Here is a 14,362-nt window from a genome sequence, read left to right as displayed (position 1 = left end):
AGGATGCTCTGGACCACTTCGTGAGCGTTCACGGTCGAACGCTCCGGGGACCCGGTATCGCTGTTTCCAACCCGATCTCAACGACGAGAGCAGGTAGTTTCGTGACGTCATCTCCATCGATCAGTCTCAGCAGGCGGGGGTTCCTCGCCGGCGCAGGTGCCCTCGGAGCCCTCGCCACCACCGCCTTGTTGGCCGGGTGCTCCACGAGCACCGCCATCTCCAAGGACCCTGACGAACTCGTCCTCTGGTACTGGAACCGGTCGCTCGACCCGAAGTTCCTGCGGCAGGCCGCCGGGGGCATCGCCGGGCAGGGGTCCAAGCGGCTCCGCCCCGACCTGATCGGCGGCGCCTCGTACGACACCAAGTTCCGGACGGCACTCGCCGGGAACGCGTTCATCCCCGACGTGCTGATGGTCAACTCGAACTGCTGGCTCTACTTCCCCGACGAAGACCTGTTCACCGACTTCGACGACCACGGCGGCGCGGCGAAGCGGGACGAGTACTACGACTGGAAGAGCGCGCTCGGCCGGACACCGAGCGGCAGGCAGTGCTTCTGGCCCGTCGACACCGGACCGACCGGCTTCTTCTACCGGCAGGACGTCCTGGCGAAGGCCGGGCTGCCGACGGACCCGGACGAGGTCTCCGACGCGATCGCGACGTGGGACGGGTTCCGCTCCTTCGGCGCGAAGATCCGGAAGGGTGCGGACGCCGCGACGGTCATCACCGCCAACCAGCTCTTCAACCAGTACATCTACGCCAGCCCCACGCGGTACTTCGACCGCGACGACCAGCCGGTCTTCGAGCAGGACGACAGCTCGGTGCGGCAGGCGTGGGAGAACGCCGTCGCCTGCGTCCGTTCCGGGCTCACCGGCAACCTGCAGTCCGGCACCGACCAGAACGCCGGGTGGGTGTCCGGCCGGGTCGCGGGACAGATCGAGGGCGCGTGGTGGACGCAGGTCATCCACGACACCGCTCCGGACGCCGCCGGCACGTGGCGGGTCGCCCGGCAACCGGATCGGCCGGGGAACAGCGGCGGGTCGTTCCTCGCCGTCCCGAAGACCTCGAAGGACCCGGCCGCGGCCGCCGCGTTCGCGCAGTGGATCACCTCGCCCGAGGTGCAGTCGCACACGTACAACGACATCCAGCTGTTCCCCTCCACCCCGGCGTCGTTCGACAACGGGATCATGCGGAAGCCCGGCGACTACTTCGGCGACCAGGACCCGCTGGCGTTCTTCAACGCCTCGGCGATGGACGTCCCGGTGACGTACATCTCGAACTCCGAACGGTTCATCGGTGCGTTCGCGACCGAGATCACGAACGTCGAGGCCGGGGGCAAGGACCCGGACCGCGCCTGGCAGGACGCCGTCGACCAGACCAACCGGGTCCTCGACAAGCGGGGGGTCCGCGCATGAGCACCAAGCAGGCACCACCGACCACGAGCATCCCCGCGGTCGTCGGGACCCCGACGTCCTCCATCACCACCGCAGCGACCGGCAAACGGTACGGCCTCCGCCGGTTCTGGCCGCAGTACGTCGCGATCGCGCCGTTCTACGTGCTCTTCCTGGTGTTCGGGCTGTTCCCGATCGTGTTCTCGATCGTGCTGTCGTTCACCGACTGGGACGGGGTCGGCTCCCCCGCGTTCGTCGGTCTGGCCCAGTACCAGTACCTGCTCGGCGACCCGCGGTTCTGGAACGCCGTCGGCAACACGTTCCTCATCTGGGTCATGTCGACGATCCCGATGCTGTTCCTGGCGCTCGTGCTCGCGTTCCTGCTGCACGGCAACATCCGGGCGAAGGGCTTCTACCGCGTCGCGTTCTTCGTGCCGAACGTCACGAGCATGGTCGCGATGGCGATCGTGTTCGGCTCGGTGTTCTCCGACGGCTTCGGCCTGGTGAACGCGGCACTGCGCGCACTCGGGGCGGACCCGGTCGGGTGGCTGTCGTCGTACTGGGGCATCAAGGTCACCATCTCGGTGATGGTGATCTGGCGCTGGACGGGCTACAACGCGATCATCTACCTGGCCGGACTGCAGTCCATCTCGACCGAGTTGTACGACGCCGCCAAGGTGGACGGCGCGAACGCGTGGCAGATCTTCTCGCGCATCACCGTGCCGCTGCTGCGCCCGGTGATCCTGTTCACCCTCATCACGTCGACGATCGGCGGGCTCGGGCTCTTCACGGAGCCGCAGATCCTGTTCAACGGGCAGGCGGTGGGCGGCCCCGACGAGGCCGGCATGACGATCGTCCTCTACCAGTACGAGCAGGCGTTCAACCAGTTCGACTTCGGGTACGGCTCGGCGATCGCCTGGGGGCTGTTCCTGTTCTCCGTGGTGTTCGCGATCATCAACTGGCGTCTGCTCAGTGAACGCGACGGCCTGAAGACCCCACGACGACTCCGCGTGGCCCGCACGGTCCGCACCAGCACGAAGGGGGTCGACGCATGACCGCGACACCGACCACGACGACGACCAACACCGCCGCGGCACTCGGCCGACCGGGGGCCGCAGGGAACGACCGCGGCCGCGGGTTCCGCCGCGGCTGGCTCGGGACCGCCGTCACGCACCTCTGCCTGATCATCGGGGTGCTGCTGTCGATCTTCCCGTTCTGGTGGCTCCTCGTGATGTCGACGTCGACGAACGCCGAGATCTTCGGCTACCCGCCGTCGCTCTGGTTCGGGGACAACGCCCTCGCGAACGTGGCGTCGGTGTTCAGCAACGTCGACATGCTGCGGGCACTCCTGAACACCGTGCTCGTGGCCGGCAGCACCGCCGTCCTGGTCATGCTGTTCGACTCGCTCGCTGCGTTCGCGTTCGCGAAGTACGAGTTCCCCTTCAAGCGCACGCTGTTCACCGTCATGCTCGCCACGTTCCTGGTGCCCGGCAGCCTGTCGCTGGTGCCGAGCTTCGTGCTCATGGCGAACCTCGGGTGGATCGGTGGCCTGCAGGCGCTCATCATCCCGGGGGCGGCGAACGCGTTCGGCATCTTCCTGCTCCGGCAGTTCGCCACCTCGTCGATCCCGAACGAGGTCATCGACTCGGCCCGGGTGGACGGCGCGGGGTTCTTCCGCACCTGGTGGTCGGTGGCGGTCCCGATGCTCCGCGGCGGGCTCGCGTTCCTCGGCATCTTCACGTTCATCACCGCCTGGAACGACTACGTCTGGCCGCTCATCGTCCTCATCGACCCGAAGGGACAGACCCTGCAGGTGGCCCTGGCCGGACTGAGCTCGGTGAACGCGACCGACCTCGGGGCGGTGATGGCCGGCGCCGTGATCAGCGTGTTCCCGCTCATCGGCGTGTTCATCATCGGCTCGCGCCACTTCATCGCCAACATCGCCGCCGGAGCGCTGAAGGGCTGACGCGCCGAGCGCCCCGACCGGCAGGGTGCAGGCGTCGCGGGACGGCCCGCGACGCCTGCACCTGCTCGTGCACAACTCCTCCTAGACTCGTGCCCATGGCCAGTGCCCGCGACCGCGTCCTCGACAGCTTCGTCGCCATCGTGTGCGAAGACGGCGAACGTCCCGCGACGCTCGACGCCGTCGCCGCCCGCGCCGGTGTCTCCAAGGGCGGGCTGCTGTACCACTTCGGCTCCAAGGCGGCCCTGGTCGAGGGGCTGTGCGAGCGACTCTCCGACCTGTCCGCGATCGACGTCGAGCGCATGGCCGAGGCCGAGGACGGTGCCGCCCGCTACTTCGTCCGAAACTGCCTGTTCGTCGGCAGCGAGCTCGACCTCGCGCTCCTCGCCGCGAGCCGCCTGCAGCAGGCCGGCTACGAAGAAGCGGGCCGGACCCTCGACGACACCGAGAACGCGTGGCTCGTGACCCTCGTCGACGCCCTCCACGACGAGCCCACCGCCCAGGCGGTCAAGCTCCTCGGCGACGGCCTGTACCACCAGGCCTCCCTCGGTGCCGCGAGCGACGGTCGACCGAAGCGCAGCACCGTCGACATGGAGGCGCTCCTCGCCGTCGTGGACCGTCTGATCGCGACGAAGCCCGGCGCGTGAACGACCATCCCCGTTCCTGGGGATAGACTTGGCGACGTTCCACTCGTCGACACCCGGAGGTATCCCGTGGGCCGCGTCATCGCCGCTGTTTTCTCGATCCTGCTGCTGCTGGTGTCGATGTACCTGTTCGGGTTCGCGTTCCAGGTCGACTCGGGCCAGGCGTTCATCTTCATGGGTGGTCTCATCCTGATGACCCTCTCCTTCTTCCTGCCGATCCACGTGTTCGGCAAGCGGTAACCACTCCGCCGACGCAGAACGGCCCCGCACCTCTCGAGGTGCGGGGCCGTTCTGCGTGCGGGAACCGTGTCGGGAACCAGGTTCCGCGAGCCCGCGCGAGCGCGGTGCACAATCAAAGTGCATCCACGCCGTGGCATCACGCGGTGCGGACGCACTGTGGCTGTGCGGGCGCAGTCACGTGCTCGGAACGCACGACGCCACGGACGGGAGGCGCAGGGCGGGGCCGCCACGAGCCTCCCGTCCGTCGTCGCGCGCGTCCACAGCCCGCCGCACAACCACAGTGCGCTCGCGCCGGGCCGTCGCGCGGTTCGGGCGCCTTGTGGTTGTGCGCAGCGCATCCGCGCCATCCGCGCGCGGCCGCCGGCGCGGCCGCCGGCGCGGCCGCGGGCGCCGCTAGGCGAGCACGCGCAGCGAGCGCAGCGTCACCGCGGTCGCGACGGCGGCGTGCACGGCCTCGGCGCCCTTGTCCTCCTTCGAGCCGGGCAGCCCGGCCCGGTCGATGCCCTGCTGCTCGTCGTCCAGGGTCAGCACGCCGAACCCGACGGGCTTGCCGGTGTCGATCGCCACGCGGGTGAGCCCACTCGTGGCGGCGTCGGACACGTACTCGAAGTGCGGGGTGCCGCCCCGGATGATCACGCCGAGCGCGACCGCGGCGTCGAACCCGGCCTCGAGGGCGGTCTTCGCGACGACGGGCAGCTCGAAGCTCCCCGGGACCGGGAACACCGACGCGGTGGCGCCGAGCCGTTCGACCTCGCGCTGCGCCCCGGCGAGGAGGCCCGCCGCGATCGTGTCGTGCCACTGCCCGGCGACGATGGCCACCCGGATCCCGGTGCCGTCGACGTGGTCGCGGTCCGCCGCGCCTGCTCCGCTCATCGTGCTGTTCCTTCCGTGGACAGGGCAGCTGCTGCCGTTGTCCGGTCTGCCGCGTCCAGCCACTCGACGAGCGCGGCGATGGTGATGACGGGCACGCCCTCGCGCGCCCCGAGTGCGACGAGCGCCGGCAGCCGCATCATGCTGCCGTCCTCGTCGACGATCTCGCAGATCGCCGCGGCAGGCCGGAGCCCGGCTGCGGTGACGAGCTCGATCGCGGCTTCGGTGTGTCCCGCACGTTCGCGGACCCCGCCCGGTCGTGCCCGCAGGGGGACGACGTGGCCGGGGCGGTGCAGGTCGTCGCGCACGGAGGTCGGGTCGGCGAGGACCCGCAGCGTGCGCGCTCGGTCGTGGGCGCTGATGCCCGTGGTGACCCCGACGGCTGCGTCGACGGTGACGGTGTACGCGGTGCCGCGGACGTCCTCGTTGTGCTGGACCATCGGCGGCAGGTCGAGGGCGTCGGCGATCTCGACGCTGACGGGCGCGCAGATGAACCCCGACGAGTGCGCCACGGTCCAGGCGATCCACTCCGGCGTCGCGAGCTCGGCGGACAGGATGACGTCGCCCTCGTTCTCGCGGTCCTCGTCGTCGACGACGATCACCGGGCGGCCGGCCGCGACCGACGCGATCGCGAGTTCGATGCTCGACGAACCGAGCGTCTGCGGGACCGAGGCGACCATCACCGGGCCTCCGATCCGACGGGCTCGAGCGGTCCGACGGGCTCGAGCGAGCCCGCGGTCTCGAGCGAGCCCGCGGCGTCGACCGAACCGACGGCGGCGTCGAGCCGCAGCATCCGGCGCACGTGCCGCGCGAGCACGTCGGTCTCCACGTTCACCCGGTCGCCCGGCACGCGCAGGCCGAGGGTCGTGGCCTCGAGCGTCTCCGGGATCAGGCTGACCTCGAACCAGGCGGCGTCCGGCGCGGTGTCCTCGGGCGAGACGGCGCTGACGGTGAGCGAGACGCCGTCGAGCGCGATCGACCCCTTGTCGACGACGAGCGGGCTGAGCGCCGGCGCGAGCGAGAACCGCGCTCGGCGCCAGCCGTCGCCGTCCGCGGTCTCGAGCACGGTGGCGGTGCCGTCGATGTGGCCCTGCACGATGTGGCCGCCGAGCCGGTCGCCGACCGACGCCGCGCGCTCGAGGTTCAGGCGGTCGCCCACCCGCAACGCTCCGTGCGCGCTCATGTCGAGCGTCTGCTTCATGACGAACGCGGTGAAGGAGTCGGGGGTCTGCTCGACCACGGTCAGGCAGACGCCGCTGGTGGCGATGGAGTCGCCGTGGCTGGCGTCCGCGACCACGATCGGCCCGCGGACGGTGAGCGCGACGGAGTCGCCGTGCTGCTCGACGGCGGTGACGGTGCCGAGTTCCTCGATGATGCCGGTGAACACTGGTGTCCTCTCAACGGGACTCCGGGGGTGTTCGACGATCGTCGGCATCGACGGACGGGTCGTCCCACGCAGGGTGGGTCGTACCGTCCGCCAGCGCGCCTCCCATCCGGACTCTCACCGTCGGTCCCGGAGTTTCACCGAGTCAACCTCTGCCGGGTTCGCACCCGTCATCAGTTCGTGGACTGTCACCACCGGTTCGGAATTGCACCGACCCCGGAGCGCTTGCGTAGTCGGAACGATACCCCAGACCGGTGACCGACGCGTCGGGCCGGAGCGGGGCACGTAACGGGGCGACGCGGCGCACGACCGGGAGGCCCGGGGCGGGCCCGCACCGCGCCTCCCGTCCGCCGCCCGGTCGCGTCCACCACACCGGCCCCGTCGACCGTGCCGCCTCAGCCGCGTCCGCGCGCGAGCGCGACCGCCTGCCGCAGGGACAGGTCCGGCAGGTACGCCCGGACGACCGCGAGGCCGATCGACGGCAGCGCGACCGGGTCGGGGTAGGCGAGGACCAGCGGGTGCAGGTCGGGGCCGAACTTCTGCTTGAACCGGAGCAGCGACCGGAAGCCGTAGACCGGTTCGAGGACTCCCCCGACGAGCTCGAGCAGGCTCTGCACGCCGTCGCTCGGTGCAGCGTTCTCGCCCGCCTGCGCGAGCGGGGCCGCCGACAGGCTGAGTCGTTCGACGCCGTCGTCGCGCATCCGTTCGGCGGCGCTCGCGACGAGGAACTCCATCACGCCGTTCGGCGCGGCCTCGGTCCGGCGCATCACGTCGAGGGTCCAGCCGACGACCCGCCCCTCGCGGTGGCTCGGCAACCAGCTCGTCACGGCGAGCACCCGCCCGGTGGCGTCCTGCGCGACGAGCGTCCGGACGGCGGGGTCGCGCATCTCGTCCACCCCGCCGAGCGTGAAGCCCATCTCGGGGAGCTCGCGCTCGGAGACCCACTCCTCCGAGATCGCCTCGATCTGCCGTGCCGTCGACGGCGGCAGGTCCTGCCAGGACGACCAGGTGGCGGTGATGCCCTCACGGCGCGCCCGGTTCACGGCGGTGCGGACGTCCTGCTTGCGTTTGCCCGTCGTCGTCCACGTGCGGGGGTCGAGGTCGGCGTCCTCGGCGACCGGCAACGTCGACCACCCCTGCGTCGTGAGCAGCTCGGCCGTCCCGGCGTCGATGCCGTAGAACACCGTCGTCCACCCGTTGTCGTCGCAGTACCGGGCGAAGTCCGTCATCGCGGCGGCGCGGGCGTCCGGGTAGCCGAACGGGCCGCCCACGGTGACGGCCACACCACCGTTGCGCCGGAACGCCACCCCGGCGCGCCCGTCGGCCGCGAACCAGTAGGCGTTGCCGCGCCAGGTCGTCATCCACCCGAAGGTGTCGCCGCCGCCGGCGAGCACCAGCGCCCGCGCCCGTTCGCGGTCGGACCGGGAGCCGTCCGCGTCGGTGTCGGGTTCCACTGCGCCGGTGGGCCGGACCGCGGCGAGCGCGACGACGAACCAGAGCACGGGGCCGGCGAGTCCGATCACGATGCGGAGCGCCGTGCCGAGCGAGGGCAGTTGCTCCCAGAAGGTCAGCGGCGAGAGGGGGCCGAGGGCGGCGACGGCGAGCCGGAGCGGGTCCTCGACGTGCTCCGGGGCCGACGCCGCGAACACCGCGACGGTGCCGACCACGACGGCGACCGCCGCGACCACGGTCACCGCGAAGGCGACCACACGCCGCCGTGAGGGCAGCACCGTGAACGACCGGCGCCGGAGCACGAGGACGGCCGCGGTCGCGAGGGGCACCACGATCGACGCACCGACCGACAGCGCCGTGACGAACTCGTCGGCGGTGCCCTGCAGCCCACCGGCCCGCGCCGGCAGCACCCCGTAGGTCACCGCGGCCGCGACCGCCGTCACCACGTCGACCGCCACCACGAGCCAGACGGCGAACCGGCTGCCCCGGAAGAGCCCGAGGCCGCCCACCACGAGGACGAGCAGCGGCGCGATGGCGAGCAGCAGCGTCCACGGGTCGGTCGCGCGGTACGCGAGCAGCGCGCGGAGGCACTGCCCAGCGGCCCCGTCGGTGCCGCAGCCGCTCACGGGGGTGACCGGCCCGGTGCCGAGGACCGCGGCGATCGGCGCGAGCAATCCGATCCGTGCGCGGGAGACGAGCGCCACCACGGGGCCGATCGCCGACACCAGCACGACCGTCCCGAGCAGGACCCGGGTCTCGCGGTGCGAGCTGCGCACCCATCCGCCGCGCTCCGGGGTGCGGCGGAGCAGCTCACCGAGCACCCATCCCGTCCCGGCGGCGAGCACCGCGTACAGGTCGGAGGCGTGTCCGGCGTAGAGCAGGAGCGCGGCCACGACGGCGAGCGCGTTCACCCGGATGCGCCGTCGCCAGAGCGGTCCGGCGAACGCGCTCGCGGTCACGATCGTGCCGACGATCGCGGTCCAGGGGTCGAAGGCCGTCGCCCGCCCGAGCAGCAGGCCGGTGAGGTCGCGGCCGTCCGTGTCGACGAACGCGGTGAGCGCGCCGGCCGCGGTGCCGACGACCGTGGTGACGACGAACGCCAGGGCGGTCCGCCACGACCCCATCAGCCGCTCGGCGGCACCGACGAGGACGACGACGCCGGCGATCGTGGTGAGCAACGCGACCGCGCCGGTGGACGCCGCGAAGATCCGGAAGGGCCCGTACGAGGCCGGGTCGGCACCGTGCAGCACCCGGACGACGATGCCGAAGACCGCGGTCGCGACCACGAGGAACGTGATGGCGGCCGTCACCGGATGCCGGACGAGGGCGGAGCGCACCCCCTCATGGTGGTGCCGGCCGGCCGTTCGGACAACTCCGGGCACGGTGACGAGGGGCGCCGGCGGTGCGACGCCCCTCGGTCACCTGCTGTCAGCGCGTCCCGTCGGTGTCGACCGCCGAGTGCCGGCGACGGAGCACGAGCGTGCCCGCCCCGGCGAGCAGCAGCAGGAGCGCGAACCCGACGGGGACGACCGGCGAGGTCGCTCCCGTGTAGGCGAGCGCGGTCGCGCCGTCACCGGCGGCGACCGTGTCGGCCACCGTGCGTGCGACGGCTGGGATCCCGCTGGTCGCGGCGGCCGTGGTGGTCACCACACCCGCTGTGGAGGCCCGGGTCGGCCCGTCCGCGCCGGTGGCACCGGCCGGGGTGGTCACGGTTCCGGGCACGGTGCCGTCGCCGGCGTCCGTCCCGTCACCGGGGGTCGTGCCCGGGTCCGTGCCGTCGCCCGGGGTCGTGCCCGGGTCCGTGCCGTCGCCCGGGGTCGTGCCCGGGTCCGTACCCGGGTCCGTGCCGGGGTCGGTGCCCGGGTCCGTGCCGTCGCCGGGCGTCGTGCCGGTGCCCGGGGTGGTGGCGGTGCCGTCACCGACGACGCCGATGCCGTTCCCACCGATGGTGATCGGCAGGCTGATCACCGGGACCACCTGGGTGCCGGAGAGCAGGCCACCGTCACCGGAGGTCGACCCTCCGGCGGACGGGGTCGTGCTGCTCGGGGTGGTGCCCGCCGGGGTCGCCCCGCCGGTGCTGGTGCCGTCGCCGATGACGCCGATGCCGTTCCCGCCGATGGTGATCGGGACCGCGACCACCGGGGCCACCTGGGTGCCCGAGGCGGTGCCGTCCGCCCCGTCCGTCGTGCCACCGGCAGCCGGAGCCGGACCGGCAGCCGTGCCGGTGCCCGCGGCGGGCGTCGTGCCCGCCGAGGTGCCGTCACCGAGCAGCCCGATGCCGTTGCCGCCGATCGTGACCGGGACGTCGACCAGTCCGCCGACCTGCGTGCCGGAGAGCAGCCCGTCGTCGCCGGACGTGCTCGGCGTGGTCGTGGCCGGAGCGGCCGGTGCCGGCGTCGCCGCCGGGCCGGACCCCGCAGCGGTGCCGTCCCCGAGCACCCCGATGCCGTTGCCGGACACCGTCACCGGGACCGACACGACCGGGACGACCTGGGTCCCCGAGGCTGTGCCGTCCTCACCCGAGGTGACCGGTACCGGAGCAGCGGGCTCGGCCGGTGCAGCCGGGGTGGAGGCCGCCGGGGTGGGCGGCGTCGTGGTCGACGCCGCGTCACCGCCGACGGCGACCGCGTTGCCACCGATTGTGACGGGGACGGTCACGTCGCCGGCGACCTGGGTCCCCGAGCCGGTGCCGTCCGAACCGGACGTGGTCGGAGCAGCGGCGGCAGCCGGAACCGGAGCAGCCGGAGCAGGCGCAGCCGGAACCGGAGCAGCCGGAGCAGCCGGAGCAGGCGCAGCCGGAGCAGCAGCCGGGGCCGACACCGCGTCGCCACCGACGGCGACGGCGTTGCCACCGACGGAGACCGGGGCGGTCACAGCCGGCGCCACCTGGGTGCCGGAGGCCGTGCCGTCGGCGCCCGAGGTCGTCGGCGCGGGAGCTGGGGCCGGTGCAGGAGCGGCGGCTGGAGCTGCAGGAGCCGCGGGCGCCGCGGCGGGCGAGGTCACCGACGACACCGCGTCGCCGAGCACCCCGAGGGCGTTGCCGGTGAGGGACACCGGAGCGTCCACCGACGGAACCACCTGGGTTCCGGACACGGCGCCGTCCGCTCCGGAGGTCGTGGCAGCGTTCGCCGCTGCCGCCCCTCCGAGCGTGAGGCCGCCGACGAAGAGGGCGAACCAGAGCCCTCTCGAGACGTACTTGTTCATGGTCGTACTCCCTGATCGAGATCGTTGGCCGACCGCGGGCGCGGTCGGTGTGTGTGCGTGCCTGCCGTGCCGGACAGGCGCACCGATCTCAGTCAGGGGCGACGTCGTGCTCGCCGACGACCGATGCGGGGACCGCGTCGTCGGAGAGCGTGCCGCGAGACCCCGCGGCGAGGGAGACGATGTCGTCGGTCGAGCCGACGATGCCGACGGCTGCGACGCCGCCGGGCGTCGAGGTGGCACTGCCACCGAGGACGCCCGCGCCGCCCTGGCCGTCGGACGGCACTCCGTGGCCGTCGCCCGGCTCGGGGACGAGCAGGGCGGTGCCGCCCAGCGTCGCGTCCTGCACGGCACCTGCGACGGGGCCGGCGAGCGGTCCGGTCACGAAGGTGGACGGGACGGCCAGACCGGGACGGCGCTCGACGCTCGTTCCGAGAGCGGCATGATCGTCGGTCGAGGCGACCGCGGGCGCGGACGGGGTCGTCGCCGGGGCGGCAGCCTGCGGCGGTCGCGCGGACGGGACAGCTGAGCCGGGCACACCGGACGGGGTGGTGCCGACGACGACCGGAGGTGCGGGGACGTCGATGACGGGATCCGAGCCTCCTGGCAGGACGCCACCGACCGACGGGACCACGCCCGCGACGACGTCGGGGACCTGTCCGACGATCGTGCCGACACCGCCGAGGGTGTCGTCGACCAGGCCGGTGACCGGAGCGGTGACCGTGCCGAGGGTGTCGTCACCGACGACGGGGCCGACCACCGGGACGCTGCCGACCACGTGGTCGAGCGTGTCGACGACCGTGGTCACGGGTCGCGCGTCGGTGACCGTCTGCACGGTCCCGGTGACGGGGCGCAGCGCCGTCGCGACGGTGTCGGTGACGGGCCGGGAGGCGGTGCCCACGTGCTCGACGACGCCCTGCACCGGGTGCGTGGCCGGCTCGGCCGCAGGGGCGGTCGTGGCCGGCACCGCGGGCGCGGTCGCCGGAGCGGCGGGGGTCGGAGCTGCGGGAGCCGGAGCTGCTGGGGCGGGGGCGACGGGAGCTGGCGCAGGCGCGGGCGCTGCCGGGGGTGCCGCGGGCGCCGGGGCCGGCGTCGGGGGTGCCGCTGCCGGTGCCGGAGCCGGAGCCGGTGCTGGTGCTGGTGCCTGCTTCGGAGCTGGCGCAACCACCGCGCGGACGGGGTCCACGACGCCGCCGACGACCTGTCCGACACCGCCGGACACGTCGTGCACGGTCTCGCCGAGCCCGTCGACCACACCGCTGACGTGCCCGCGCTGCTGCGTCTGGGCGGGCGGAGTGGACGCGGCCTCGGAAGCCGAAGCCGGACGGGCCCCGAACGCCAGGGACAGCAGCACGAGGGCAGCGAGGGTCCCGACGCCCAGCAAGGCGATCCGGAGCACCGCGAGCCAGGGTGCGCGCGACGTCGTGTCCATGCGCTCACCTCCTGAACTCGGCTGCGCACGTAGAGTGGTTGACCGGCAATGTACGCCGGTCCGTTCCGGAACGCACCCCGTTCTGGAAGAAATTCTCAGGAAAGGCCGTCCGTGGTCTCGATCTTCTCCGCCCCGACCCGCAACCTGGACATCGTCACGCTGCACGAGATCCTCCGCCTGCGACAGGACGTCTTCGTCGTCGAGCAGGGGGCCGCGTACGGCGACATCGACGGGCGTGACCTCGAGCCCGGCACCGTGCAGTTCTGGGCGGGCCAGGGCTCGGTGGACGCCACGCTCCGGCTCCTGCGCGAACCCGACGGCACCGAGCGCATCGGCCGGGTCGTCACGGCGGCCCACGCCCGCGGGCAGGGCCTGTCTGGGCGGCTGATCGAGGCCGCGATCGCCGAGTCCCGCTCCGCGAGCATCGCCCTCGGCGCCCAGTCGCACCTCGAGCAGTGGTACGCCCGCTTCGGGTTCGTGCGCTCCGGGGACGAGTACCTCGAGGACCGGATCCCGCACGTCCCGATGACCCGGCAGCGCTGACCGGACCGGCTCGTCGGGCGCGTCTGACTGGGGGCGCGCGTCATGCGCGTCTGCGTGGGCGGGCGCGTCAGGCGCGCCAGCGGCGGAGCTCGTCGAACGAGCGGCCCTGCGTGGACCGGTCGGCGACGAGCCGCTCGAACACGATGTTCGTCTGGGTCGTCGCCACCGACGGGTCGCCGCTGAGCTCGTCGGCGACGAAGTCCCGCAGCTGCTCGGTCGACTCGCACGCGATGTGCACGAGGAAGTCCTTGTCGCCGGCCAGGAACGAGACGTCCTGCACGACGGGCACCCGGAGCAGTCGCTTCGCGAAGTCCCGGAGTTCGTGGCGGGCCGCGGCGTGGACCCGGACGGAGACCATCGCCTCGATCGAGAAGCCGAGGCGCGCGATGTCGACCTCGGCCCGGTAGCCGCGGATCACCCCGGCGTCCTCGAGGGCCCGGACCCGGGTCAGGCACGTCGACGGCGCGATGCCCACCGCGGCGGCGAGTCGGTTGTTCGGGATCCGGGCGTCGCCGGCCAGGGTCCAGAGGATGCGCTCGTCGACCTCGTCGAGGCGCGGGGCGGGGTCGGGACGGCGGGCTGGTCGGTCGGACACGGCTCGACGCTACCGCGACGGTGCGAGCAGGGCGCGGAGCGCGTCGTCGAGTGCCCCGGCCACGACGTCGTCGTCGGCCGACGCGAGCGGCTCCACAGCGGTGGACCGCCGGAGCATCGTCATCCCGAGCACCACCGACAGCGCGATCTCGGCCCGGACGAGCAGTTCCGCGGTGACCTCGCCGCCGACGGCCGTGGCGAGCCGTTCCGCGTACCGGCGGAGGGTCTCGCGGCGGATGGCGTCGGCACCGTCGTCGCCGGAGGACCGGAGCAGCAGCATGAGCTGGAGGGAGTCGTCGTCGGTCGGCGCGCGGACCACGTGTGACACCAGGCCGGCCAGCGCGCGCTCGAGGCCGCGCTCGACGGGCTGCTCGACCCCGAGGTCCTGCACCACACGGTCGAGGCAGGCACGGAACAGCCCCTCCTTCGAACCGAAGTAGCGGTTGATCAGCGCGACGTTGACCCCGGCGTCGGCGGCGATGTCGCGCACCGTCGTCGCCTTGTACCCGTCGAACGCGAACCGGTGCCGCGCCGCCCGCACGAGCAGCAGTCGGGTGGCGGCGGCGTCCTTGCTCATGGTCGAAGCGTACCGGCCGGACCCGGAATGTAAGCAAGTGTTGACATCGCGTGAGAACTGCGTACCCTCGTCAA

The 14,362-nt window shown here is 72.8% G+C and carries 14 protein-coding genes and 1 riboswitch; of the genes, 6 read left to right on the top strand and 8 right to left on the bottom strand.

The features are described from left to right. Positions 1–101 precede the first annotated feature (101 nt). The 5 genes from EDF53_RS02460 (at position 102) to EDF53_RS19155 (ending at position 4,235) form a co-directional block, all read left to right on the top strand. Positions 102–1,412, top strand: a complete 1,311-nt coding sequence (locus EDF53_RS02460) for an ABC transporter substrate-binding protein (RefSeq protein WP_235036058.1) — start codon at positions 102–104, stop codon at positions 1,410–1,412. Continuing rightward, positions 1,409–2,443: a carbohydrate ABC transporter permease gene (locus EDF53_RS02455; RefSeq protein ID WP_123292073.1), complete on the top strand. Its 1,035-nt coding sequence runs from the start codon at positions 1,409–1,411 to the stop codon at positions 2,441–2,443. The genes EDF53_RS02460 and EDF53_RS02455 overlap by 4 nt, the downstream gene beginning before the upstream one ends. After that, positions 2,440–3,354 (top strand): carbohydrate ABC transporter permease, encoded by a 915-nt coding sequence (locus EDF53_RS02450; RefSeq protein WP_123292072.1) that lies wholly within the window; start codon positions 2,440–2,442, stop codon positions 3,352–3,354. Before EDF53_RS02455 ends, EDF53_RS02450 begins: the two co-directional genes overlap by 4 nt. Positions 3,355–3,449: 95 nt before the next feature. Continuing rightward, positions 3,450–3,998, top strand: coding sequence for a TetR/AcrR family transcriptional regulator (locus EDF53_RS02445; protein ID WP_123292071.1), 549 nt, complete (start codon positions 3,450–3,452; stop codon positions 3,996–3,998). 66 nt (positions 3,999–4,064) lie between these two features. Further along, positions 4,065–4,235 (top strand): hypothetical protein, encoded by a 171-nt coding sequence (locus EDF53_RS19155; protein WP_159574085.1) that lies wholly within the window; start codon positions 4,065–4,067, stop codon positions 4,233–4,235. Between the two features lie 393 nt (positions 4,236–4,628). Here the strand turns inward: EDF53_RS19155 and ribH are convergent, their stop codons facing one another. The 6 genes from ribH to EDF53_RS19150 all read right to left on the bottom strand — a co-directional run bounded on the left by ribH (position 4,629) and on the right by EDF53_RS19150 (position 12,574). Beyond that, complete coding sequence (gene ribH, locus EDF53_RS02440) at positions 4,629–5,108, bottom strand: 6,7-dimethyl-8-ribityllumazine synthase (RefSeq protein WP_123292070.1); 480 nt, start codon at positions 5,106–5,108, stop codon at positions 4,629–4,631. Continuing rightward, the gene (ribB, locus tag EDF53_RS02435; RefSeq protein ID WP_123292069.1) at positions 5,105–5,785 is read right to left on the bottom strand and encodes a 3,4-dihydroxy-2-butanone-4-phosphate synthase; all 681 of its coding nucleotides are present in this window, start codon (positions 5,783–5,785) and stop codon (positions 5,105–5,107) included. The genes ribH and ribB overlap by 4 nt, the downstream gene beginning before the upstream one ends. Further along, positions 5,785–6,492: a riboflavin synthase gene (locus tag EDF53_RS02430; RefSeq protein ID WP_123292068.1), complete on the bottom strand. Its 708-nt coding sequence runs from the start codon at positions 6,490–6,492 to the stop codon at positions 5,785–5,787. The genes ribB and EDF53_RS02430 overlap by 1 nt, the downstream gene beginning before the upstream one ends. Before the next feature lie 90 nt (positions 6,493–6,582). After that, positions 6,583–6,717: riboswitch (FMN riboswitch) on the bottom strand. A gap of 167 nt (positions 6,718–6,884) precedes the next feature. After that, entirely contained in the window at positions 6,885–9,278 is a 2,394-nt protein-coding gene (locus EDF53_RS02425; protein WP_148058251.1) for a bifunctional lysylphosphatidylglycerol flippase/synthetase MprF, read from the bottom strand. Between the two features lie 91 nt (positions 9,279–9,369). After that, the gene (locus EDF53_RS02420; protein ID WP_123292066.1) at positions 9,370–11,145 is read right to left on the bottom strand and encodes a hypothetical protein; all 1,776 of its coding nucleotides are present in this window, start codon (positions 11,143–11,145) and stop codon (positions 9,370–9,372) included. Positions 11,146–11,233: 88 nt separating this feature from the next. Beyond that, a complete protein-coding gene (locus EDF53_RS19150) occupies positions 11,234–12,574 on the bottom strand; it encodes a hypothetical protein (protein ID WP_185020912.1) in 1,341 nt (446 codons plus the stop codon). 111 nt (positions 12,575–12,685) lie between these two features. Here EDF53_RS19150 and EDF53_RS02410 point away from each other — a divergent pair, with 111 nt between their 5' ends. After that, positions 12,686–13,117, top strand: a complete 432-nt coding sequence (locus tag EDF53_RS02410) for a GNAT family N-acetyltransferase (protein ID WP_123292065.1) — start codon at positions 12,686–12,688, stop codon at positions 13,115–13,117. A gap of 67 nt (positions 13,118–13,184) precedes the next feature. On the opposite strand, the gene EDF53_RS02405 is transcribed toward EDF53_RS02410, so the two are convergent. Together EDF53_RS02405 and EDF53_RS19145 are read right to left on the bottom strand one after the other, a co-directional pair. Beyond that, positions 13,185–13,712 carry an Lrp/AsnC family transcriptional regulator gene (locus tag EDF53_RS02405; RefSeq protein WP_123292064.1) on the bottom strand — a complete coding sequence of 176 codons (528 nt, stop codon included), beginning with the start codon at positions 13,710–13,712 and terminating at the stop codon, positions 13,185–13,187. Between the two features lie 9 nt (positions 13,713–13,721). Continuing rightward, positions 13,722–14,288 carry a TetR/AcrR family transcriptional regulator gene (locus EDF53_RS19145; RefSeq protein WP_123292063.1) on the bottom strand — a complete coding sequence of 189 codons (567 nt, stop codon included), beginning with the start codon at positions 14,286–14,288 and terminating at the stop codon, positions 13,722–13,724. Positions 14,289–14,362: the final 74 nt, after the last annotated feature.

The organism is Curtobacterium sp. PhB78, from assembly GCF_003751685.1.
In the GTDB taxonomy this organism is placed as follows: Bacteria; Actinomycetota; Actinomycetes; order Actinomycetales; family Microbacteriaceae; genus Curtobacterium.
The sequence above is the reverse complement of the archived record's forward strand: the minus strand, read 5'-3'. Positions and strand labels throughout refer to the sequence as shown.

Excerpts from the sequence above, each read along its gene's own strand:
- EDF53_RS02455 (WP_123292073.1), top strand. The coding sequence starts at position 1,409 with ATGAGCACCAAGCAGGCACCACCGACCACGAGCATCCCCGCGGTCGTC.
- EDF53_RS02450 (WP_123292072.1), top strand. The coding sequence starts at position 2,440 with ATGACCGCGACACCGACCACGACGACGACCAACACCGCCGCGGCACTC.
- EDF53_RS02445 (WP_123292071.1), top strand. The coding sequence starts at position 3,450 with ATGGCCAGTGCCCGCGACCGCGTCCTCGACAGCTTCGTCGCCATCGTG.
- ribH (WP_123292070.1), bottom strand. The coding sequence starts at position 5,108 with ATGAGCGGAGCAGGCGCGGCGGACCGCGACCACGTCGACGGCACCGGG.
- ribB (WP_123292069.1), bottom strand. The coding sequence starts at position 5,785 with ATGGTCGCCTCGGTCCCGCAGACGCTCGGTTCGTCGAGCATCGAACTC.
- EDF53_RS02420 (WP_123292066.1), bottom strand. The coding sequence starts at position 11,145 with ATGAACAAGTACGTCTCGAGAGGGCTCTGGTTCGCCCTCTTCGTCGGC.
- EDF53_RS19150 (WP_185020912.1), bottom strand. The coding sequence starts at position 12,574 with ATGGACACGACGTCGCGCGCACCCTGGCTCGCGGTGCTCCGGATCGCC.
- EDF53_RS19145 (WP_123292063.1), bottom strand. The coding sequence starts at position 14,288 with ATGAGCAAGGACGCCGCCGCCACCCGACTGCTGCTCGTGCGGGCGGCG.